This is a genomic window from Streptomyces sp. NPDC059477, from assembly GCF_042749375.1.
Classification (GTDB): Bacteria; Actinomycetota; Actinomycetes; order Streptomycetales; family Streptomycetaceae; genus Streptomyces.
In genome coordinates this window covers 42739-66337 of sequence record NZ_JBHYUG010000026.1, presented here as the reverse complement: position 1 = coordinate 66337, position 23599 = coordinate 42739, and the positions used below count along the sequence as shown (strand labels likewise).

Genomic DNA, 23599 nt, shown 5'->3' with positions numbered 1-23599 from the left:
GGGGCGGGGGCGGCTGAGGGGGATTGGCGGGGGGGCGTCGGCGCGGGGGGCTGCCCGGGGGGGGGCGCGGCGCTGGGCCGCGACGACATGGGGCACCGCGTCCTGCGCCATGGTGGTGAGCACCGCGTCGGGGCCGACCTCCAGGAAACGGGTGACACCCTCGGCGGCCAGCGTGGTGACCCCGTCGTGGAAGCGGACGGCCTCGCGGACATGCCGTACCCAGTACTCGGGTGAGGTGAGCGCGTCGGCCGTGCGGCCGGTGACGTTGGAGACGACGGGCAGGGCGGGTTCGTGGAAGGTGAGCCCGTCCAGCACCGCGCGGAACGCGTCGAGCATGGGGTCCATGCGGTGCGAGTGGAAGGCGTGGGACACCTTCAGCCGGGTCGCCTTCTCGGCCTTCGCGGCGACGGCGAGGACGGCCTCCTCGTCGCCGGAGATCACCACCGCGCGGGGGCCGTTGACGGCCGCGATGTCGACGCCGTCGGTGAGCAGCGGCACGACCTCGGCCTCGGCGGCGAGCAGCGACACCATCGCGCCGCCCATGGGCAGCTCCTGCATCAGCCGGCCGCGCGCGGCGACCAGGGCCACCGCGTCCGTCACCTCCAGGACCCCGGCGACATGCGCGGCGACGATCTCGCCGATGGAGTGCCCGGCGAGCAGGTCGGGACGTACGCCCCAGTGCTCCAGCAGCCGGAACAGGGCGGTCTCGAAGGTGAACAGGGCGGCTTGGGTGTAGACGGTCTGATGGAGAGACGAGCGGGCGAGGTCGGTGCCCTCACCGAACATCACCTCCCGCAACGGCCGTTCGAGGTGGGCGTCGAAGGCGGCGCACAGCTCGTCGAAGGCGGCGGCGAACACCGGGAACGCGGCGTGCAGGGTGCGGCCCATGCCGGGCCGCTGGGAGCCCTGGCCGGAGAACAGGACGGCGAGCCGCCCGGGTTCGGGCGCCACGACGGCCGGCCGGCTGCCGTCGGCGACCGCGCGCAGCCCGGCGAGCAGCTCCTCGCGGTCGCGGCCGGTGACGGCGGCCCGGTGGGTGAACCGGGCGCGCGCGGTGGCCAGCGTGTAGCCGACGTCGTACGGGTCGAGTCCCCCGGCGACGGCGAGCAGCGCCCGCGCCTGCCGCTGGACGGCGTCGGCGCCCTTGCCGGACAGCACCCAGGGCACGACGGGCAGCGGCGCGCGAGGGGCGGCGGGCCGGTCGGCGGGCGGGGCCTGTTCGAGGATGGTGTGGGCGTTGGTGCCGGAGATCCCGAAGGAGGAGACACCGGCGCGGCGGGGGCGGCCGTCGGGGGTGTCCCAGGGGCGGGCCTCGGTGAGCAGCCGGACGTCCCCGGCGCTCCAGTCGACGGCGGTGCTGGGCGTCCTGACGTGCAGGGTGCGGGGCAGGGTGCCGTGGCGCATCGCCATGACGGTCTTGATGATGGCGCCGACGCCCGCCGCGGCCTGCGGATGGCCCATGTTGGACTTGATGGAGCCGAGCCACAGCGGCCAGGCGTCCGGCCGGTCCTGCCCGTAGGCGGCGATGACGGACTGTGCCTCGATGGGGTCGCCGAGGGTGGTGCCGGTGCCGTGCGCCTCCACCGCGTCGATGTGCCCCGGGGCGAGCCGGGCGTCGGCGAGGGCCTGCCGGATGACCCGGATCTGGGCGGGGCCGCTGGGCGCGGTCAGCCCGTTGGAGGCGCCGTCCTGGTTGACGGCCGAGCCGCGCACGACCGCCAGCACCTCGTGGCCGTTGCGCAGGGCGTCGGACAGCCGCTCCACCAGCAGCATCCCGGCACCCTCCGCCCAGGCGGCGCCCGCCGCGTCGTCGGAGAAGGAGTGGCAGCGCCCGTCGGGGGACAGCGCCCGGCGCTCGCTGAACTCGACGAACATCTCGGGGCTGGCCATCAGGGCGGCGCCGCCCGCCAGCGCCAGCGAGCACTCGCCCCTGCGCAGCGACTGGACCGCCGAGTGCAGCGCCACCAGCGAGGAGGAGCAGGCGGTGTCCATGGTGACCGCGGGGCCCTGAAGGCCCAGGGTGTAGGCGATCCGGCCGGAGACGATGCTGCCGGAGATGGTGCCGCCGACGTAGTCGTGGTGCATCAGCCCGACGAACACGCCGGTCGGGGTGGACCGGACGGTGGCGGGGTCGATACCGGCCCGTTCGAACGCCTCCCAGGTGACCTCCAGCAGCATCCGCTGCTGCGGGTCGGTGCCGGGGGCGTCCTTGGGGCTGATGCCGAAGAACGCGGGGTCGCACTCGGCGGCGTCGTGCAGGAATCCGCCGTGCCGCACATAGCTCTTGCCGGGGGCGCCGGGCTCGGGGTCGTAGAGCGCCTCGACGTCCCAGCCGCGGTCGGTGGGGAACTCGGTGACGACGTCGACGCCCTCGGCGACGACCCGCCACAGGTCCTCCGGGGTGCGCACCCCGCCGGGGTAGCGGCAGCCCATGCCGATGATGGCGACGGGCTCGTGGTCCCGCTCCTCCAGCTCCCGCACGCGGCGGCGGCTGCGCTCCAGCTCGGTCGTGGCCCGCTTGAGGTAGTCGCGGAGCTTGCCGGCCGTGGCCGAGTCTTCCATCACAGGGCTCCCAGTTGGTTGTCGATCCTGGCGAAGAGTTCGTCGTCGCTGGCTTCCCGGAAGTCCTCCGGCGCCACCGGGTCGGTGCCCTGTCGGTGGGTGCCCCGTCCGTGGGTGTCCCGCCAGCCGTGCAGCAGCGCTTCGAGGCGGGCGGTGACGCGGGCGTGGCTGCCGTCCTGGTCGGGCAGGGCGTGCAGGGCGGCTTCGAGGCGGTCGACCTCGGTGAGCGCCGTGCGGGCGAGGTCGGCGGGTCGCGGGACGAGCGCGGACCCGAGGTGCGCGGCGAGGGCGCGGGGGGTGGGCTGGTCGAAGACGAGGGTGGCGGGGAGGGTCAGGCCGGTGGCGCCCGCGAGGAGGTTGCGCAGTTCGACGGCGGCCAGCGAGTCGAAGCCCATCTCCTGGAAGGCGCGCCCGGGTTCCACGGACTCCGGTGAGGGATGCCCGAGGACCCCGGCGACATGGGTGCGGACCAGTTCCAGCAGGGCGCGGTCCCGTTCGGCGTCCGCCAGCGGCGCGAGCCGTGCCCGCCAGGAACCGGCGGCGGCGCCCGCCCCGGGCTCGCCGCCACGCGGCCGGGCGGGCCGCACCAGCCCCCGCAGCAGCGCGGGCACCCCGTCCGGCCGGGCCCGCAGTGCGGCGGCGTCCAGGCGTACGGGGACCAGTACGGCGTCCGCCGCGCCGGGCCCGGCGTCGAAGGCGCGCAGCCCCTGGGCCGGGGTCAGCGGGGGCAGGCCGAGCCTGCGCAGCCGTTCGAGGTCGGCGGCGTCGATACCGGCGCTCATGCCGCCCGTGCCGGTCCACAGGCCGTAGGCCAGCGAGACGGCGGGCAGGCCCAGCGAGCGGCGGTGGGCGGCGAGGCCGTCGAGGAAGGTGTTGGCGGCGGCGTAGTTGGCCTGGCCGCCGCCGCCCCCGAGCCCCCGGGGGGGGGCCCGCAGGGCCAACCCCGGGAGGTGCAGTGGAGGGGGGGAGGGTGTCCGCTCAGGGGGGGGGGGGGGGGGGGGTGGGGGTTGGGGGTGGGGTGGGGGGGGGCCGTGGGGGCCGGGCCCGCCCCCGACCAGGAGCCCGGCGGTGGAGGACAGCAGGACGAACGCCGTGAGGTCCATGTCGCGGGTGAGGTCGTGCAGCTGCCAGGCCGCGTCGACCTTGGGCCGCAGCACCCGGTCGACCTTGGCGGCGTCGAGGGTGTCGAGGACCCCGTTGTCGACCACGCCCGCGGCGTGCACCACGGCCCGTATCTCGTGCCGGGCGAGCAGCGCGGCGAGGTCGGCGCGGTCGGCGGCGTCGCAGCGGGCGAGGATCACCTCGGCGCCGGACGCGGCCAGTTCGTCGCGCAGTTCCGCCGCGCCGGGGGCGTCCGGGCCGCGCCGCCCGGCCAGCAGCAGCCGCCGTACGCCGTGCTCGGTGACGAGATGCCGGGCGATCAGGGCGCCCAGGCCGCCCGTGCCGCCGGTGATCAGGACGGTGCCGTCGGGGTCCCAGGCGAGGGGCTCCCCCGGCTCGGCGCGGACCAGCCGGGGCACCCGCACCTCTCCGTCCCGCACCGCGACCTCGGGTTCCCCGACGGCGAGCGCGGCGCGGCAGCTCGCGCCCCCATCGCCTTCGCCGTCGCCGTCGCCGTCGATCAGCAGGAACCGTCCCGGATGCTCGGCCTGGGCGGCCCGTACGAGGCCGTACAGCGGGGCGTGGGTGAGGTCACCGCGGCGCAGCAGCACCGCGAGCCGCCGGCCGGCGCACCGCTCGTCGTCCAGCCAGACGCGGAGGGTGTCCAGGGTGGCGTTCACCCGGTCCCGTACAAGAGCGGGCAGGTCGGGGACGGCGACGGGAGCGGCCGGGACGGCCAGGACCACCACCTCGGGCACCGGACCGGCGGCGGCGAGGGCGCTGAGGTCGAGGTGACGGGGGGCGGCGAGGCCGCTGCGGTCAGGGCCACCGGTCTCCCGGGCGTGGCCCGTGTCCTTGAGGCCGCACACGGCCAGGTCCGGTACGTCCGTGGCCGCCACCCCCGGTGCCGGGACGAGGTCGACGCGGTAGAGCGGATCGTCGCCGTCGCCCGCGAGTTGCTCGGCGGATACGGGCCGGGCCACCAGGCTGCGTACGGTCGCGACGGGCGCCCCGGTGGCGTCGGCGAGGGTGAGGGTGACGGCATCGGGGCCGGAGGGGGCGAGGTGGAGGCGCAGGGTGTCGGTCCCGGCCCGGTGCAGGGTGGCGCCGCCCCAGGCGAAGGGCAGCACGGCCTGTCCGCCGGGTAGGTCCAGCAGATTGACGTGCAGGACGGCGTCCAGCAGGGCGGGGTGCACGCCGAACGCGGACGCGGTGGCGCGGGCGCTCTCGGGCAGGGCGGCCTCGGCGAACAGTTCGTCGCCCCGGCGCCACATGGCGCGCAGCCCCTGGAAGACCTCTCCGTAGCCGTAGCCGGTACCGGCCAGTGCGGGGTAGAGGCCGTCCAGGTCGACGGGGTCGGCGTCGGCGGGTGGCCATTCGGTGAGGGCGAGTGGGGCCGGCTCGACGCCGGGGGCGGGGGCGACGGCGGTCGGCTGGTCCCCGGAACCGGAGGCGACAGCGCCAGACCCATCCCCGGAGGCAAGGGCGGCAGCGCCCGACCCGCCCCCGGAGGCGAAGGCGGCAGCACCTGGCCGGTCCCCGGAGGCAAGCGCAACGGCGCCCGGCCCATCCCCGGAGGCGAAGGCGGCAGCCCCCGGCCCATCCCCCGCGCCGAGCACTCCGGCGGCATGGCGCGTCCACGGCGTGTCGGGCAGGTCCGTTCGGCGGGACCACACGGTCAGCTCCCGTCGGCCGTCCCGTTCGCCGCCGACGGCCACCTGTACGGCGAGGGCGCCCCGGTCGGGCAGGATCAGCGGTGCGTGCAGGGTGAGTTCGTCGATGGTGGCGCAGCCGGTGCGTTCGGCGGCCTGCCAGGCCATCTCGACGTGGGCGGTGCCGGGCAGCAGCACGGTGCCGTGCACGGCGTGGTCGGCCAGCCAGGGGTGGGAGGCGCGGGAGAGCCGGCCGGTGAGGACCGCTCCCCCGGTGTCGGGGAGTTCGGCGAAGGCGCTCAGCAGGGGGTGGCCGGTGGCGCTCTGGCCCAGCCCGCCCGCGTCGCCGCCCCCGCCGGAGGTGCCCTCCAGCCAGAGGCGCTCGCGCTGGAAGGCGTAGGTGGGCAGGTCGGTGCGCCGGGCCCGGTGCGGGGCGAAGAACGCCGCCCAGTCGACGGCGGCGCCCGCCGCGTGCAGCCGGGCGACGGCGGTGACCAGGTCGCGTTCCTCGTCGCCGTCCCGGCGCAGCCCGGCGACGGCGATGCTGTCCTCGGGCAGACAGTCGGCGGCGAGGGCGGTGAGCGGGGCGTCCGGGCCGACTTCGAGGAACACCCGCGTGCCCAGCTCGTGCAGGGCGGCCAGGGCGGGCGCGAAACGGACGGGGCGGCGGACGTGGTCCACCCAGTGGCCGGGGCTGGTGAGCAGGCCGGGGGCGGCGAGGGTGCCGGTGAGGGTGGAGACGACCGGGATCTTCGGCTCGGCGTACGAGCATCCGGCGGCGACCTCGGCGAAGGCGGCCAGCATGGGTTCCATCAGCGGGGAGTGGAAGGCGTGCGAGACGCTCAGCCGCTTGCTCTTCCCGAAGCGGGCGGCGAGCGCGTCGACCGCGTCCGCGGTGCCGGAGATCACCACGGACCGGGGGCCGTTGACGGCCGCGAGCCCGACCCGTTCGTCCAGGTGGGGCGTGATCTCGTCCTCGCTCGCGCGCAGCGCGGCCATGGCGCCGCCCGGGGGCAGGGCCGCCATCAGGGCGCCGCGCGCGACGACGAGGCGGACGGCGTCGGGGAGGGAGAGCACCCCGGCGACATGGGCGGCGGCGAGTTCGCCGACGGAGTGCCCGGCGACATGGTCGGGGGTCACGCCCCAGGACTCCAGGAGGCGGTACAGGGCGACTTCGGTGGCGAAGAGGGCGATCTGGGCGTGGTCGGTGCGGGTGAGCAGTTCGGGGTCGGTGTCGATGATGTCGGCGAGGGGCCGGGTGAGGTCGCGGTCGGCGAGCGCGCAGACCTCGTCGAACGTCTGCGCGTAGACCGGGAAGGCGCGGCGCAGTGCCCGGCCCATGCCGGGGCGCTGGGCGCCCTGTCCGGTGAACAGGAACGCGGTCCGGCCGCCGGCCGGGGTGAGCGGGGTGGCGGCGGTGAGCCGGTCGAGCAGTTCGGCGGTGTCCCTGCCGGCCGCGACGGCCCGGTGCTCGTAGTGGCCCCGGGTGGTGGCCAGCGACAGCGCGAGGTCGGCCGGGCGGGCGGCGGGGCGGGCGGCGAGGTGCTCGCGCAGGCGGGCGATCTGGGCGGTGAGGGCCTGGCGGGTCCGCCCGGTGACGATCCAGGGGACGCAGGGGTCGGCCCGTACCGGGGAGCCGTGGGCGGCCGGGGTGTTCTCGGCGGCCGGAGAGCCGCTGGCAGCCGGGGAGCCATCGGCGGCCCGAGCGTTCTCGGCGGCCGGGGAACCGTCGGCGGGCAAGGTCTCCTCGGCGACTGCGGAGCTGTCGGCGGCTGCGGAGCTGTCGGCGGCTGGGGAACTGTCGGCGGCTGGCGAGCCGTTGGCAGCCGGGATGTCCTCGGCGTCCGGGGCATCGTCGGCGTCCGGGGCCTGCTCCAGGACGACGTGCGCGTTGGTGCCGCTGATGCCGAAGGAGGAGACGGCGGCGCGGCGGGGGCGGCCGGTGGTGGGCCAGGGGCTGCGTTCCAGGGCCAGTTCGACGGCTCCGGCGCTCCAGTCGACCTGGTCGGTGGGGGTGTCGACGTGGAGGGTGGGCGGTATCTCGCCGTGCCGCATGGCCAGCGCCATCTTGATGACACCGGCGACGCCCGCGGCGGCCTGGGTGTGTCCGAGGTTGGACTTGACCGAGCCCAGCCACAGGGGCTGTTGCCGGTCCTGGCCGTAGGTGGCGAGCAGGGCCTGGGCCTCGATGGGGTCGCCGAGGTGGGTACCGGTGCCGTGCGCCTCGACCACGTCGACATCGGCGGCGGTGAGTCCGGCACCGGCCAGCGCCTGCCGGATGACCCGCTGCTGGGAGGGGCCGTTGGGCGCGGTGAGCCGGCTGCTGGCACCGTCGGAGTTGACGGCGCTGCCGCGGATGACGGCGAGCACCGGGTGGCCGTTGCGGCGGGCGTCGGCGAGCCGCTCCAGGAGCAGCATCCCGGCGCCCTCGCCCCAGCCTGTGCCGTCGGCCGCCGCCGCGAAGGCCTTGCAGCGGCCGTCGGGCGCGAGGCCGCGTTGCCGGCTGAAGTCGACGAAGGTCTCCGGCGTGGACATCACGGTCACCCCGCCGGCCAGGGCGAGCGAGCACTCGTCGGCCTGGAGGGCGCGGACGGCCCAGTGCAGGGCGACCAGGGAGGAGGAGCAGGCGGTGTCGAGGGTGACGACCGGGCCTTCGAGGCCGAGGGTGTAGGCGACGCGGCCGGAGGCGATGCTGGCGGCGCTGCCGTTGGCGAGGTAGCCGTCCAGGTCGTCAGGGGCGGAGGTGAGCCGGGTGGCGTAGTCGTTGTACATCACCCCGGCGAACACGCCGGTGCGGCTGCCGCGCAGGGTGGCCGGGACGATCCCGGCCCGTTCGACGGCCTCGTGGGAGGTCTCCAGCAGCAGCCGCTGCTGCGGGTCCATGGCGAGGGCCTCGCGCGGGCCGATGCCGAAGAAGCCGGGGTCGAAGTCGGCGGCGTCGTGGAGGAATCCGCCGGTGCGGGCGTAGGTCTTGCCGGGGGCGTCCGGGTCGGGGTCGTACAGCGCGTCGGTGTCCCAGCCTCGGTCGGCGGGGAAACCGGACACCGCGTCGGTGCCCGACGCGACCAGTTCCCACAGTTCCTCGGGGCTGGTGACGCCGCCGGGATACCGGCAGCCGACACCCACCACGGCGATCGGCCCATGAGCCCGCCGCTCGTTCTCGCGCAGCCGCCGCCGTGCCTCCCGCAGGTCCGCGGTCGTGCGCCGGAGATAGTCGAGCAGTTGCTCTTCGTTGGTCACCAGCACGCCATCCCATCGCGATCGAAGTGAGGGCGGCCGTCGATCCGCTTCCCCTCCGCCTTCCGGAGGCTAGGCAGCGCGCGTCGGCGGGAGACACCCCTACAGGCCCCAGCACCCGGCAGGGGGTCTGGGGTCGATGGGAAAACGGCAGGTCAGCCCTCCGACGGGTCGACCTCGTCGGCAAGGACCGCCATCGCCGCGTTGTGCCCCGGCACCCCGCTCACCCCTCCCCCGCGCACGGCGCCCGCCCCGCACAGCAGGATGTTGGGATGCGGGGTCTCCACGCCCCAGCGGCCGGTGCGGTCGTCGGCGTGGGGCCAGGACAGCTCGCGGTGGAAGATGTTGCCGCCGGGAAGTCCGAGATCGCGTTCCAGGTCCAGCGGGGTCCTGGCCTCGATGCAGGGCCTGCCGTCGGCGTCGGTGGCCAGGCAGCCGGCGATCGGTTCGGCGAGGTGGGCGTCGAGCTGGGCGAGGGTCGCGGCCAGCAGTTCGTCCCGTACGGCGTCGTTGTCCCGGGCGAAGAGCCGGGCCGGGGTGTGCAGTCCGAAGAGGGTGAGGGTGTGGTGGCCGCTCGCGGCGAGGTCCGGGGCGAGGATCGTCGGGTCGGTGAGCGAGTGGCAGTAGATCTCCGAGGGCGGCGCGACGGGCAGCCGACCGGCGGCGGCCTGGGCATGGGCGGCGGCCAGTTCCCCGTACCCCTCGGCGATGTGGAACGTACCGGCGAACGCCTCGCGCGGGTCGACGGAGCGGTCGCGGAGCCTGGGCAGCCGGGTGAGCAGCATGTTGACCTTGAGCTGGGCGCCCTCGGCGGGCTCGGGCGGGGCGTCGCCGGTGAGCGCGGCGAGTTGCTGCGGGGAGGCGTTGACCAGGACGTGCCGGGCGGCGGCGACGCCTTCGCCGTCCCCCGTCCGGTACGTGACCTCCGCCCGCCGCCCGTCGGTGTCGATCCGTACGGCGTCATGGCCGGTGGCGATGACGGCGCCCGCCCGGCGGGCCGCGTCGGCGAGGGCGTCGGTGAGGGCGCCCATGCCGCCGACGGGGACGTCCCAGTCGCCGGTGCCGCCGCCGATGACGTGGTAGAGGAAGCACCGGTTCTGCCGAAGATCGCTGTCGTGGGCGTCGGCGAACGTCCCGATGAGCGCGTCCGTGAGGACGACCCCGCGCACCAGGTCATCACGGAACTCCCGCTCGACGGCGACCCCGATCGGCTCCTCGAACAGCGTCCGCCAGGCCTCCTCGTCGTCCACCCTCCGGCGCAGCTCCGCACGCGTGGGCAGCGGTTCGGTCAGTGTGGGGAACACCCGCCGGGCGACCCGTCCCGTCATCCCGTAGAACCGCCGCCAGGCCGCGTACTCCCCCTCACCACCGGTCAGCCGGGCGAAGGCCGCACGCGTCCGCTCCTCCCCGCCCCCGACCAGCAGTCCGGTGGGCCGCCCGTCGCGCTCGGCGGGCGTGTACGAGGAGATGGTGCGGCGCTGGACCCGGAAGTCCAGGCCGAGATCCCGCACGATCTTCCCGGGCAGCAGACTGACCAGATACGAGTACCGCGACAGCCGCGCGTCGACCCCGGCGAAGGGCCGCGACGAAACAGCCGCACCCCCGATATGCCCGAGCCGCTCCAACACCAGCACGGAACGTCCCGCCCGCGCCAGATAGCCGGCGGCGACCAGCCCGTTGTGACCACCACCGACCACCACGACGTCATAGACCGACACAGACCCGATCCCCTCACGAGCAGGCATGTTTCTTGGTAACACGAGGTGATCGCGATGGGCCAGGGGGCGGGGGAATGCGGGTGGTGATGGGGGGTGGGGAACCTCCCCGTTCAGCCCAGCAGGGCGGCACGAGCACCGGACACGGCCCAGCCGCCCCGCCCGAACCACCGGACCATCCCACCCCACCACCCCACCACCCCGACCACCCGCCTCACCCCCCACCCGGCGTCTCAGCTCCCGCCCGGGGCCCCCTGCCCCCGTAGGGCGGCGACTCGGCGGTAGAGCTGGCCCGCCTCTGCGGTGCGGCCGAGTTGTTCGAGGCAGTGGGCTTCGTCGTTGCGGCTGGCGAGGGTGTCCGGGTGGGCGGCGCCCAGGACGCGTTCGCGGGCCTCGGCGACCTTCCGGTACTCGGCGAGGGCGTCGGCCCAGCGGCCCAGCCAGCCCAGGCCGACGGCGACCTCGCGGCGGGAGACCAGGGTGTCGGGATGGTCGGGGCCCATGGCGCGCTCGCGGATCGCGCAGACGTCCGCGGACTCGGTGAGCGCCTCGTCCCAGCGGTTCAGCCGGCCGAGGTTGACGCCGAGGCCGTGGCGGGCGCGGAGGGTCTCGGGGTGGGCGGGGCCGTGCACGCGGGTGCGGTCGGCGACCAGGGCGCGGTAGAGGGTGAGGGCTTCGGCGCTGCGGCCGAGGCGGCCGAGGCTGATGCCGATCTCGTAGCGGGCGGCGAGGGTGTCGGGGTGGTCGGGGCCGAGGGCCTGTGCCCGTGCGTCGGCGACCTCGCGGTAGGCCTGGAGGGCCTGCGCCCAGTGCCCCAGCTGGCCGAGCGCGTAGCCGACCTCGTAGCGGGTGACGAGGGTGTCCGGGTGCTGTGGGCCGAGGACCCGGGCGCGGGCGTCGGCGACCTCGCGGGCCATGCGGTACGACTCCTCCAGGCGGCCGAGCCGGGAGAGGTTGAAGGCGAGGTTGTGGCGGCAGCGCAGGGTGTCGGGATGGTCGGGGCCCATGGCGTGCTCGCGGGCGGCGAGGACGGAGGTGTAGACCTCGTGGGCGTCGAAGGGCCGCCCCAGCTGGCCCAGTACGTACGCCATCTCCTGCCGGGCGGCGAGGGTGTCCGGGTGGCCGGGGCCCAGGGCGCGGTGGCGGGCCTGGGCGACATGGGTGTACTCGGCGAGCGCGTCGGCGGCGTGGCCGGTGCGGCTGAGGGTGAAGGCGATCTCGTAGCGGCTGGCGAGGGTGTCGGGGTGGCCGGGGCCGAGCAGCCGCTCGCGTTCGGCGGCGACCGCGCGGTGTGTCTCACCGGCCTCGGGCCAGCGGCCGAGACGTCCGAGGCTGAGCCCGGCGTTGTGCCGTCCGGCGAGGTCGGCGAGCACCTCGGGGGAGGGGGTGGGCGGGCCGCCGGGGACAGGTTCGGCGGGGACGGGTTCGGCGAAACGGCCGGTGTCCGGGCGGGCGGTGTCCGGGCGGGCGGTGTCCGGGCGGGCGGTCCAGTCGCCGGTCAGGGCCGCCCAGGTGTCCGGCGGGGTGGCGTGCGGTCCGGCGCCGGTGGCCTTGTGGCCGGTGGTCATGCCCCGGGTCCAGGCGGGCAGCCGGCCGGCCGGGGCGGCGGGTTCGGGCGCGGTCCGGGGGCCGGGCGCCGTCGTACGGGGTCCGGGGGTGGCGGTACGCACGCCGGGCCGGGGGCGGGTGGCGGCCAGGGTCGGCACCCGGACAGGTGTGGCGCGGGCGGCGTTGATCCGGCGGCCCAGTTCGCGGGCGTCATCGGGGCGTTCGTCGGGCTGTTTGGCGAGCAGGTCGAGGATGATCTCCTCAAGGTAGGCGGGGAGTTCGGCGCGGTGGGTGCGGGGCGGGGTGGGCACGGTGTCGCGGTGACCGACGAGGATCGCCCAGGGGTCGCCGAGGTCGAACGGCGGCACGCCCGTGGCGATCTCGTACAGCACACAGCCCAGGGAGTAGAGGTCGCTGCGCTGGTCGACCTCGCTGCCGACGATCTGCTCGGGGGACATGTAGTGCGGGGTGCCCATCGCCACGCCGGTGCTGGTGAGCTTGGAGGTGAAGCCGATGTCATGGCCGAGCCGGGCGATGCCGAAGTCGCAGATCTTCACCGTGCCGTCGCCGAGCCGGACGATGTTGGCGGGCTTCAGGTCGCGGTGCACGATGCCCTGCTGGTGGGTGTAGGCGAGGGCGGCGGCGACCTGGTCCGCTATCTCGACGACATCGTCGACGGCCAGCGGATGCTGCCGGTTGTCGTCCAGCAACTGGCTGAGGTTGCGGCCCTCCAGCAGTTCCATCACCAGGAACAGCACACCCTCGGACTCGCCGAAGTCGTGCACCACCGTGATCCCGCGATGTTGCAACGCGGCGGCCACCCGGGCCTCCCGGCGGAACCGCTCGCGCAGGACCCGGGTGAAGGACGCATCGTGCTGCGGGCCCATCGGCTTCAGGCACTTGACGGCCACCTGCCGCCCCAGCGACTCGTCGCGCGCCCGCCACACCTCGCCCATGCCGCCGCGCCCGATCAGGTCGAGCAGCCGGTACCGGCCCTGGATCAGCCTGGTCTCCGCCATCGCCCGCAGTCGCCCCCGTCACCTGTTGCCGCGCCCTCCCCTGGCCCGTCCAGTATGGCGACCGGCCGTCCGACTTTGAACGGCGCCGGGCACACACCACGACAGAGTCGGCCAGGACCCGCCGAAAGTGATCAGGAGGCGGGGCCAGCGTAGCCGTGCGGGGACGGCTCGCGGCAAGCGGCGGGGCCGGGCGCGGCACCACCGGCGGCCCAGGCGGCCAGGGCCAGGAGGGCCCGGAGGGCCGGGGAGCCCAAGGCGGCCCCTGCCGTCGCCGAAGGCGAAGAGGGCGGGATTCCGGGACCCCGACTGGTCGGGGCACCCATTTGGGGGTATTCATGAGGTATGAGCAGTGCACCCATGCAGTTGGCCGCGGCGAGCGGACTGCTCAGCCTCGGTCTGTTCGTGATCGCCGTGGCGCTCCTGGCCGTCCTGGCGGGGAGTTTCTGGCTAGGCAACCGGATCAAGGACCGTGAGCCACCCACGCCACGGCCCGAGGAGCATCCACGGCCACCGGAGGGCGGCCCGGTCCACGAGGTCATGGAGAGCCGCGAGCCCGACGAGGTGCCCAAGGTGCCCAAGGGCGGACGCGCCATGACCCCGTACGAGCTGGGCAATATGCAGACCCGGCCCAGTTCGTCCCCGTCCAAGGACCGGCCGAAGTGGAGCAAGGGCAGCAGCGGGTCCTTCGGCGGGGGCGGGCTCGGCGCCCACTGACCGACCCGGGTGACCCGTGGGCAGACCCGTGGGTCACACCGCCGTGGGCAGACCCGTGGGTCACACCGCCGCGGGCGGCCCCGTGGGTCACACCGCCGCGGGCGGCCGTCCGTCGAAGCTGGCGTAGTACGCCGCCACCACATCCTCGTCGCCGTGCCCCTGCGCCTCCGCGCGGGCGAACCGCTCCGCGCTCGCGGCGGTCAGATCGAGACGTACGCCGTGCCGCTCCCCCGCCGCGACGATCAGCCGCGCGTCCTTGGCGGCGGTGGCCACGGCGAACTGGGGCGGGCTCAGCCGTCCCTCCCGCAGCAGGGCGGCCTTGGCGTGCAGCAGGGGCATGTCGAGCGTGCCGCCCGCGATCGCCTCGAAGAACCGCTGCGGGTCCACGTCGAGCGCCTCGCACAGGGCGAGCATCTCGCCGGTCGCGTTGGTGGCGGTGACGAGCCAGCCGTTGGCGACCAGTTTGAGCCGGGTGGAGGTGGCCGCCGCCGCGTCGTCGCCGGTCCACACGGTCCGGGCGCCGATCGCGTCGAAGACCGGCGTGATCCGCTCCCGCCCGGCCACCGGCCCGGCGGCGAGCACGGTCAGCTCACCGGCCTCGGCGGGCTGCCGGGTGCCCAGGACCGGGGCGTCGTAGCAGATCACCCCGTGCTGCCCGGCCAGGGCCGCCAGCGCGGCGACGTCCTCCAGGCTCGCGGTGGTCGACTGGGACCAGACCGTGCCGGGGCGGAGCCCAGGAGCGGCCTCGGCGATGACCTGCCGGACCGTGCCGCCGTCGTACAGCATGGTGAGCACGGCGTCCGCGTCCCGTACCGCCTCGGCGGGGCTGTCCGCGATCCGGATGCCGTCGGCGGCCAGCGGCTCAGCCTTGGCGCGACTGCGGTTCCAGGCTCGGACGGAGTGTCCGGCGCGGGCGAGGCTGCGGGCCATCGCGGCGCCCATGATGCCGGTACCCAGGACACCCACGGTGAGCTTGTCGGTCATGGTGTCAACTTTCCTGGTGCGAGGGATGGGGGGCGACGCCCCTGCGTGCCGTCCTCCGCCGGGAGCAGCAGCCGGGCGGTCTCGCCCGGTCCGAGGGAGAACGCGCGGTCCGGGAGGCGTACGTCGATGGGGGCGGCGTCGGTGTGATTGGGCACCGTGATCTCCAGATTGCCCTGGCGCAGCCGGAAACGGACGCCCCAGTGGGCCTGGTAGCGCACGGAGAAGCCGTACGACGACAGCTCGGGGAGCGGCACCGGGTCCAGCCACAGGGCGCCGTCCCGGGTCTCCAGACCGGTCAGTCCGCGCTGGACGAGATCGAGGGTGCCGGCCATCGCGCCGAGGTGGATGCCCTCGCCCGTGGTGCCGCCCTGGATGTCGGCGATGTCGCCGCGCAGCGCCTCCTGGACGAACTCCCAGGCCTCCGCGCGCCGGTCGCGGGCCAGCACCCAGCCGTGCACCAGGCCGCTGAGGGTGGAGCCGTGGCTGGTGCGGTGGAGGTAGTGGTCGACGGTGCGCCGCCAGGTCTCGTCGTCCAGCGGCATCCCCAGCCGGTGGAAGAGGGCGTGCAGTTCGGCCGGGGAGAAGAGATAGCCCAGCATCAGGACATCGGCCTGTTTGGAGGCCTGGTAGCGGTTGACGGTGTCGCCCTCGGCCTCCAGGATCCGGTCCAGGCGGCGGATGTCGCCGTACCGCTCGCGGTAGCGCTGCCAGTCGAGTTCGGCGAGGTCGCCGTAGCCGTCGAACTGGCTGATCACCCCTTCGTGGAAGGGGACGTGCAGCTTGTGCGAGATGTCCTCCCACTGGTCGAGTTCGCCGTCGTCCAGGCCGGTGCGCTCGGTGAGTTCGCGGCGGCGCGGCGCGGGCAGACCGGCGATCAGGTCCAGGGTGCGGGCCAGCACCCAGGCGGCGGTGACGTTGGTGTACGCGTTGTCGACGAGCCCGGGTCGCTTCGCGCCCGGGTAGGCGTCGTGGTACTCGTCGGGACCGACCACCCCGGCGATGCGGTAGCGCCCGAGGCGCGGGTCGAAGTCGGCGGCGTCGGCCCAGAAGCGGGCGATCTGGAGCATGGTCTCGGCGCCCTTGGTGTGCAGGAACTCGGTGTCGCCGCTGGCCTCGCAGTACTGCCACACGTTGTACGCGATGGCGGAGCCGACGTGGTGCTGGAGCCGGGAGTGGTCGGGCAGCCAGCGGCCGGAGTTGGGGTTGAGATGGAGCTGCTGGGTCTCCTCGCGGCCGTCGCTGCCGCTCTGCCACGGGTACATCGCGCCCCGGCGGCCCGCGTCCCGGGCGGCGGTGCGGGCCTGTTCCAGGCGGCGGTGGCGGTAGAGCAGCAGGGCGCGGGAGACCTCGGGGAAGTGCAGGTTGAGGTAGGGCAGCACGAAGAGTTCGTCCCAGAAGACATGGCCCCGGTACGCCTCTCCGTGCAGGCCGCGCGCGGGCACTCCGACATCGATGTCGGCGGTGTGCGGCGAGAGGGTCTGGAGGACGTGGAAGAGGTGCAGCCGCAGGATCCGGCCCGCCTCGCCGGGCACGTCGAGATCGGCGCGGCGCCACAGTTGGGCCCAGGCGGCGCGGTGGGAGTCGAGGAGCGCGTCGAAGCCGGGGGCGCGTTCGACGCGGGACAGGGCGGCGTACAGGGGGTCACTGATGGCGGGGTCGCGGGAGGTGTGCAGGGCGACGGTCTTGTCGACGGTGGCCGTGGTGCCGGGGGTGAGGCGCAGGGTGAGGTACTGGATCGCGCGGGGCGGGGTGTGCCGTACGCCGAGGGCGGCGTCCGTGATGATGCGGCTCGCCATGCCGATGCGGATGTCGGAGGTGCGGGTGCGGCAGCGCAGCCAGACGGTGTCGGGGGTGTGGGTGCCGGTGTGGACGTGGGTGAGGTGGTGGCCGTCGAGGTCGCGGTAGCGGGCGACGCCGGAGTTGCGGACACCGCCGTCGAGAGCGGCCTCGACCTCCAGCTCGATGTCGGCGCCCTCGGCGGTGAACTCGGTGCGCAGCGCGGCGAGATGCGGATCGCCCATGTGCACGAGCCGCAGCTGCCGTACCGTCAGCTCGCCGCCGTCGGGCAGGGCGTAGCGGGTACGGCGTTCCAGGGTGCCGGCGTCCAGGTGCAGGGCCTGGCGGTGGTCGAGGACGGTGGCATGGTCCGGGGTGAGCCAGCGGCGGCCGAGCGGGCGGAAGCGCAGTGGCAGCCAGTTGGGGACGTTGACCATGTCCTCGTTGTCGACCTCGCGGCCGGCGACGGAGGAGGTCAGCCGGTTGTAGCAGCCGGCGACGTACGTCCCCGGGTAGTGGATGCCGTTCGCGGCGCACTCGGGCAGGGCGCCCCGGGTGGCGAAGCTGCCGTTGCCGAGGGTGCACAGGGACTCCCGCAGCCGCTGGTCGGCCGGGTCGTAGCCGTCGTACTCCCAGATCCAGCGGGTCACTCCGACGCTCCTCACGCAGCGGGCGGTGTCCGGTACGGGTCCCAGGGGCGGCGCGGGCCTAAAGGGCGCCGCCGGGGACGGCCGGGTCCGCCGCTCGGGTCGGGGCGGCGTCGATACGGTCCACGTGGAGGACGTTCCCCCGGTCCTCGGGGTCCGTGCTGGCCTCGGCCGCGAACCAGGCGTCGAGGATCTCCCGGAGCAGCGGTTCGGAGGTCAGGCGCAGGCTGAGGGCGAGGACGTTGGCGTCGTTCCAGCGGCGGGCGCCGTCGGCGGTGTAGGCGTCGGCGGTGTAGGCGTCGGCGCACAGGGCGGCCCGCACGCCGGGCACCTTGTTCGCGGCGATCGACGCGCCGGTGCCGGTCCAGCAGCAGACGACGGCCTGATCGGCGGCCCCGTCGGCCACGTCCCGGGCCGCCGCCGCCGAGCACACCGCCCACTGCGGGTCGTCCCCGGGGCGCAGCGCCCCGCGCGCCACCACCTCGTGTCCACGTTCGCGCAGTTCCACGACCAGGCGGCGGGCAACGGGTTCGTCCATGTCGGAGGAAACGGAGATCCGCATGTCTCGGAGCGTACATCGGGGCTTGGGAAGGGGCCGGTCGAGCGGGCGGGCGGTTGAGCGGGGGGACGGGGCGGGGCGGCGGCGGAGTGGGGGCCGCCCGGGGGGAGCTACCGCCGCCTGCGCGGGCCCCGTCGGGACTCGGCCCTCCCCGCCACCGCAGGGGGGAACGGGCCCGCGCGCGTTACGCCGCCGGAGGCCCGCCGGCACCTCTCAGGCACCCTCGCCCCACCCCCCACCCCCTCCCCTCACGCCGGTCGCTCGCCCGCCCCCGCCCTTCGGTCCGACGGGCGTTGCCGCCCCGTGCGCTGGGACTTCAGGGCCTGGAGGTGGGCCTCGATGTAGGGGACGGCCGCCTTGCGGAGTTCGCCCGGGATGAAGGCGGGCTGGACATTGACCTCGAAGACGACGCCGCCGTTCTCGATGGCGAGGTCGACGCCGGAGAAGGGGAGGCCGATCGAGGCGGTGGCGGCCACGGCGAGGTCGGTGAGGCGGGGGTCGAGTTCCTCGGGGGTGAGGAACACCGCGGTGGCGCCCTGGCTGGTGTTGCAGGGCTCGTCGGGCTCCGGCTGGAGGTGTTCGCGGGCGTGCACGACCCGGCCGTTCAGGACGAAGACCCGGAACTGGTGGCGCATGCCGTCGGCGGTGATGTTCCCGGCGTCCTTGGACAGCATCCAGTCGGTGCCGCGTTCGGCGTAGAAGTCGGTGACGTGCTCCAGGCGGTCGAGGCCGGTGACATGGAAGGTGTCGTAGCCGCCGGTGCCGATCACCGGGCGGGCCCAGACGTCGCCGCCGAGTTTCCCGAACGCGGCCGACGCCTCGTGCGGGCTCGGCCGGGACAGGACGATGGTCTCCATGTGGGCAACGCCGTCCCGCTGGAAGCGCTCCACGGTGAGGTTCTTCTCGGTGGCGGTGCGCCAGGCGGACACACCGGTTCCGAGGGTCACGACATCGTGGCGGACCAGCAGGCGCTGGAACCCGGCGAGGGTGTGGCGGCGGTGCGGCGGAATCTCGTACAGGACCACCACGTCCGGCTCCACGTCGAGCCCCTGACCGGGGACGATCAGGCGCAACCGGTTCCCGGACCGGACGCCGCGGCCGGTGCCGCCGGTGGCGAAGTGCCGGGAGTCGATCCGCACCGGGGGGCGGCCGGTGAGCTGCTCGACGGCTTCGGCGAGGACGTCCCCGCAGCCTTCGGGCGAGGTGGGATCGGTGACGAGGGCGACGCACGGTCGGGACACAGCGGCCTCCAACGGCTCGGGACGCGCCGGTGCCGCGCGCAGTTCCGCCTGCGCGCGGCCGGGCGCTCTCACGGGTGGTGCCTGACACACGCGGTCACCGCCACCCGTCACGCCGGAGCCGGGCCGGGACGCCGGCCGCGGAGTTCGGTCCGGCGGGGGTCAGGGCGGGCCGGGCGGTGACCGTACAGGTGGGGCGAGATCCGTACAGATGGGGCTCGGCCCTGCCGGCCGGGCCGCAGGGCTGTGGGGGACACACTGTAAGTGCCGGGCGCCGCGGCGTGACAGGGCGCATGTGGCCCCGACCCCTGCTCCCGCCTCTGCGCCGCTCGCCCCTCCCGTGCGCCGTCAGTACGTCCGGCGCGCCCGGGGTGACGGCCGGGCGGATGGCGTGTGGGTCGGCGCGGGGTGGCCGGGTGGCGACAGGGCGGATGCCGTTGACCCGTCCGGGGTAGCCGGGGCGACGACGGGGCGGATGCCGTCGGCTCGTCCGGGGTAGCCGGGGCGACGACCGGGCGAATGCCGTCGGCCCGTCCGACAGACCCGGGATCGCGACCGGGCGAATGCCGCGAGCCGACCCGACGCACCCGAAGCCACATCCAGGCGAACGCCGCCGGTGAGCCCAAGCACCCGAAATCACAGCCAGGCGGACGCCCGGCGGCACGCCCAGCAGACCTGGAAACACAGCCGGACAAACACCACGAGCCAACCTGACGCACCCGAAGCCACGACCAGGCGAACGCCATCCGCGAGCCCAAGACACCCGAAAACACGGCCAAGCGGACGCCGTCGGCCCGTCCGACGGACCCGGGAGCACGGCCGAGCGAATGCCGTGGCCTGGTCCGGGGTGTCCGTTGGCACGGCCCGGCGGATGCCGCGAGTCCGCCCGACCTGCCCGAGGTCGCGGTCGGGCCAATGCCGTGGGCCGGTCCGGGGCGGCCGGGGCCACGGCCGGCGAATGTCGACGGGGAGTCCCGGATGCCTTGAGGCCGCGGCCGGGCGGACGCCCTGAGCCGGCCCGGACCCGCTCCCCCGTTCGCGGACCGGGACGCATACCGTCCGCCCAGCCCGCGCCTCACCCCGCCCCTGGGCCCGCCCCCCGACCCACCCTCCTCAGCCCCGGCGGCGAGTGGGGACAAGGTCGAGTCCAGGCGGGGTACCCCGGTGGCGCGAATCGATCGATATCGCCCGTCACTTCGCCCCGTGGGCCGGAAACCGACCCCTCGCGCCCCGGCGCCCTGTGCATCTCTTCGTGTTCATGCCATTGACAAACGGGAACCCGGCCAGAAATCTATCACCCAAGCCGCGCAAACTTACGATCGATTCACGCAAAATCCCAACTCCACTCCGGTAGTTCCGGACAACAGGTCCAGCGCACCCCTCCCCCCGTCGTCCCCCGCCATGGAACGAGGACGCCATGAGACGGACAAGACACGGTCTTAGGACGATCACCGGCCTGATTCTGGCCGCGCTGGTCGCCTTCGGCCTGCAACCCGGCACGGCCGGCGCCGCAACCGCGGCCGTCGGCCCCAATCTCGCCCTGGGCAAGACCGCCACCGCGAGCGGCTCGGTCGGCGGCTACCCGGCCGCGAACGTCACCGACGGCAGCCAGCAGTCGTACTGGGAGGGCCCGACCGGGTCCTTCCCGAGCTGGGTCCGCGTCGACCTGGGCAGCGCGGTCGAGGTGAACCAGGTGGCCCTGAAGCTGCCCGCCTCCTGGGGCGCCAGGACCCAGACCCTCGCCATCGAGGGCAGCACGGACGGCTCCACCTTCACCGCCCTGTCCGCCTCCGCCGCCCGCAGCTTCGCCCCGGCGTCCGCCAACACGGTGACCGTCGACTTCACGGCCCGCAGCGTGCGCTACGTACGGGTCCAGGTGACCGCCAACACCGGCTGGAACGCCGGTCAGCTGTCCGAGCTGGAGATCCGCGGCACCGATCCCGGGACGGGCGAGCCGCCGGTCGGCACCAACCTGGCCCGCGGCAAGCCGATCACCGCCACCTCCAGCGTCCACTCGTTCGTCGCGGCCAACGCCAACGACGGCCAGGTGGGCACCTACTGGGAGTCCAACGGCCACCCGGCCTCGCTGACCGCGGAGCTGGGCGCCAACGCCGACCTGTCCGGGATCACCCTCAAGCTCAACCCGGCCGCGGCATGGGCGGCCCGGACCCAGAACATCGAGGTGCTCGGCCGGCCGCAGGGCTCATCGGCCTTCACCTCGATCAAGGCCCGCGCCGACTACGCCTTCAGCCCCGGCGCCAACGCCAACACGGTGACCATCCCGGTCAGCGGGCGCTACGCCGACGTACGGCTGACGGTCCACTCCAACAGCAGCGGATACGGCGCCCAGATCGCCGAGTTCGAGGTGATCGGGACGGCCGCGCCCAACCCCGACCTGGTGATCAACGAGCTGACCTGGACCCCCGCCGCGCCCACCGAGTCGGACAGCGTCACGGCCCAGGTGACCGTGCGCAACGCGGGCACCGCCGCCGCACCGGCCTCGACGGTCGACGTCAGCCTGGAGGGCACGGTCGCGGGCAGCGCCCCGGTGGCCGCCCTCGCGGCGGGCGCCTCCGCCACCGTACCGGTGACCGTGGGCAAGCGGACCACGGGCAGCTACACCGTCTCGGCGGTGGTGGACCCGACGGACACCGTGCCCGAACTCGACAACAGCAACAACAGCCGGACGGCGGCCACCAAGCTGACCGTCGCCCAGAGCCCCGGCCCCGACCTTGAGGTCCGCGGCATCAGCACCAACCCGTCGAGCCCGGCGGCCGGCGCCTCCGTCTCCTTCACGGTGTCGGTGCACAACCGCGGCACGACAGCCGTCCCGGCGGGTTCCGTCACCCGGGTCACGGCCGGCTCCACCACCCTCAACGGCACGGCCGGATCGATCGCGGCGGGCGCCACCGCCACGGTCGCCATCTCCGGCACCTGGACGGCGACCAGCGGCGCGGCCGTGCTCACCGCGACCGCCGACGCCACGAACACCGTCACCGAGACCAACGAGAACAACAACGTCTACTCCCGCTCGATCGTGGTCGGCCGGGGCGCGGCGGTGCCCTACATCGAGTACGAGGCGGAGAAGGGCACCCACAACGGCACGCTGCTGACGGCGGACGCGCAGCGGACCTTCGGACACACCAACTTCGCCACCGAGTCCTCCGGCCGTCAGTCGGTGCGGCTCAACTCGACGGGCCAGTACGTGGAGTTCACCTCCACCGCGGCGGCCAACTCGATCGTCGTGCGCAACTCCATCCCGGACGCGGCGGGCGGTGGCGGCACCGAGGCGACGATCAGCCTCTACGCCAACGGCACCTTCGTACGCAAGATCAATCTGTCGTCCAAGCACAGCTGGCTGTACGGCACCACGGACGACCCGGAGGGGCTGACCAACACCCCGCAGACGGACGCGCGGCGGCTGTTCGACGAGTCCAACGCGCTGCTGGCGCAGTCCTACCCGGCGGGGACCACGTTCCGGTTGCAGCGGGACGCCGGGGACACGGCCCCCTTCTACATCATCGACCTGATCGATCTGGAGCAGGTGGCGCCGCCCACCCCGCAGCCGGCCGGATGTGTGTCGATCACCCAGTACGGGGCGGTGCCCAATGACGGGCTCGACGACACGGACGCCATCCAGCGGGCCGTGACCGCCGACCAGAACGGGCAGATCGGCTGCGTGTGGATCCCGGCGGGCCAGTGGCGCCAGGAGCAGAAGATCCTGACCGACGACCCGCTCAACCGGGGTCAGTACAACCAGGTCGGCATCAGCGATGTCACCATCCGGGGCGCCGGCATGTGGCACTCCCAGCTCTACACGCTGACCCCGCCGCAGGAGGCGGGCGGCATCAACCATCCGCACGAGGGCAACTTCGGCTTCGACATCGACGACAACACCCAGATCTCCGACATCGCGATCTTCGGTTCCGGCACCATCCGGGGCGGCGCGGGCGGCGCGGAGGGCGGCGTCGGGCTCAACGGCCGGTTCGGCAAGGACACCAAGATCAGCAATGTGTGGATCGAGCACGCCAATGTCGGGGTGTGGGTCGGCCGCGACTACAGCAACATCCCCGACCTGTGGGGTCCGGCCGACGGCCTGGAGTTCTCCGGGATGCGGATCCGCAACACGTACGCGGACGGCATCAACTTCTCCAACGGCACCCGCAACTCGACGGTGGAGAACTCGTCCTTCCGCAACACCGGGGACGACGCGCTCGCCGTGTGGGCCAACAAGTACGTCAAGGACCAGTCCGTCGACATCGGCCACGACAACACCTTCCGCAACAACACCATCCAGCTGCCCTGGCGGGCCAATGGGATCGCGGTCTACGGCGGCTATGACAACACCATCGAGAACAATCTGATCTCCGACACCATGAACTACCCGGGCATCATGCTGGCGACCGATCACGATCCGCTGCCCTTCTCCGGGCAGACCCTGATCGCCAACAACGGCCTGTACCGCACGGGCGGCGCCTTCTGGAACGAGGACCAGGAGTTCGGGGCCATCACCCTGTTCGCCCAGGGGCAGGGCATCCCGGGAGTCGTGATCCGGGACACCGAGATCCATGACTCCACGTACGACGGGATCCAGTTCAAGACGGGCGGCGGCACGGTGACCGCCCAGATCTCCAATGTCGTCATCGACAAGTCCAACCACGGCGCCGGCATCCTCGCCATGAGCGGGGCCCGGGGCAGCGCGACCCTGTCGAACGTGACGATCACCAACTCGGCCGACGGGAACATCCTGGTCCAGCCGGGATCGCAGTTCGTCATCAACCAGTAGGGGCCACGGCCCCTACCGTGCCGGCCGCCAGTGGCCGGTGTCCCCCACAAGGGCCCGCACC

Annotated in this window: 10 protein-coding genes; 2 read left to right on the top strand and 8 right to left on the bottom strand. The window is 74.2% G+C overall.

Going from position 1 to position 23599, the window contains the following annotated elements:
• The 4 genes from ACFXAZ_RS16115 to ACFXAZ_RS16100 form a co-directional block, all read right to left on the bottom strand.
• On the bottom strand, positions 1–2562 hold a 2562-nt coding region (locus tag ACFXAZ_RS16115; RefSeq protein ID WP_384590487.1), incomplete at its 3' end, for a type I polyketide synthase.
• Positions 2562–8555, bottom strand: coding sequence for an SDR family NAD(P)-dependent oxidoreductase (locus tag ACFXAZ_RS16110; RefSeq protein WP_384590484.1), 5994 nt, complete (start codon positions 8553–8555; stop codon positions 2562–2564). The genes ACFXAZ_RS16110 and ACFXAZ_RS16115, both read right to left, overlap by 1 nt.
• A 152-nt stretch (positions 8556–8707) precedes the next feature.
• Positions 8708–10297: a phytoene desaturase family protein gene (locus tag ACFXAZ_RS16105; protein ID WP_384590481.1), complete on the bottom strand. Its 1590-nt coding sequence runs from the start codon at positions 10295–10297 to the stop codon at positions 8708–8710.
• A 203-nt stretch (positions 10298–10500) separates the two neighbouring features.
• Positions 10501–12834: a tetratricopeptide repeat protein gene (locus ACFXAZ_RS16100; protein ID WP_384590478.1), complete on the bottom strand. Its 2334-nt coding sequence runs from the start codon at positions 12832–12834 to the stop codon at positions 10501–10503.
• 342 nt (positions 12835–13176) lie between these two features.
• Here ACFXAZ_RS16100 and ACFXAZ_RS16095 point away from each other — a divergent pair, with 342 nt between their 5' ends.
• Complete coding sequence (locus tag ACFXAZ_RS16095) at positions 13177–13548, top strand: DUF6479 family protein (protein WP_384590475.1); 372 nt, start codon at positions 13177–13179, stop codon at positions 13546–13548.
• 87 nt (positions 13549–13635) lie between these two features.
• On the opposite strand, the gene ACFXAZ_RS16090 is transcribed toward ACFXAZ_RS16095, so the two are convergent.
• The 4 genes from ACFXAZ_RS16090 to ACFXAZ_RS16075 form a co-directional block, all read right to left on the bottom strand.
• A complete protein-coding gene (locus ACFXAZ_RS16090; protein ID WP_384590472.1) occupies positions 13636–14532 on the bottom strand; it encodes an NAD(P)-dependent oxidoreductase in 897 nt (298 codons plus the stop codon).
• A complete protein-coding gene (locus tag ACFXAZ_RS16085) occupies positions 14529–16958 on the bottom strand; it encodes a glycoside hydrolase family 65 protein (RefSeq protein ID WP_384590470.1) in 2430 nt (809 codons plus the stop codon). Before ACFXAZ_RS16085 ends, ACFXAZ_RS16090 begins: the two co-directional genes overlap by 4 nt.
• 58 nt (positions 16959–17016) lie before the next feature.
• A complete protein-coding gene (locus ACFXAZ_RS16080; protein ID WP_384590467.1) occupies positions 17017–17517 on the bottom strand; it encodes an RpiB/LacA/LacB family sugar-phosphate isomerase in 501 nt (166 codons plus the stop codon).
• A gap of 245 nt (positions 17518–17762) precedes the next feature.
• Entirely contained in the window at positions 17763–18755 is a 993-nt protein-coding gene (locus tag ACFXAZ_RS16075; RefSeq protein WP_384590464.1) for a RimK family alpha-L-glutamate ligase, read from the bottom strand.
• 1414 nt (positions 18756–20169) lie between these two features.
• Between ACFXAZ_RS16075 and ACFXAZ_RS16070 the strand changes: the two genes are divergently transcribed.
• A complete protein-coding gene (locus ACFXAZ_RS16070) occupies positions 20170–23538 on the top strand; it encodes a CARDB domain-containing protein (protein ID WP_384590461.1) in 3369 nt (1122 codons plus the stop codon).
• The last annotated feature ends 61 nt before the right edge of the window (positions 23539–23599 follow it).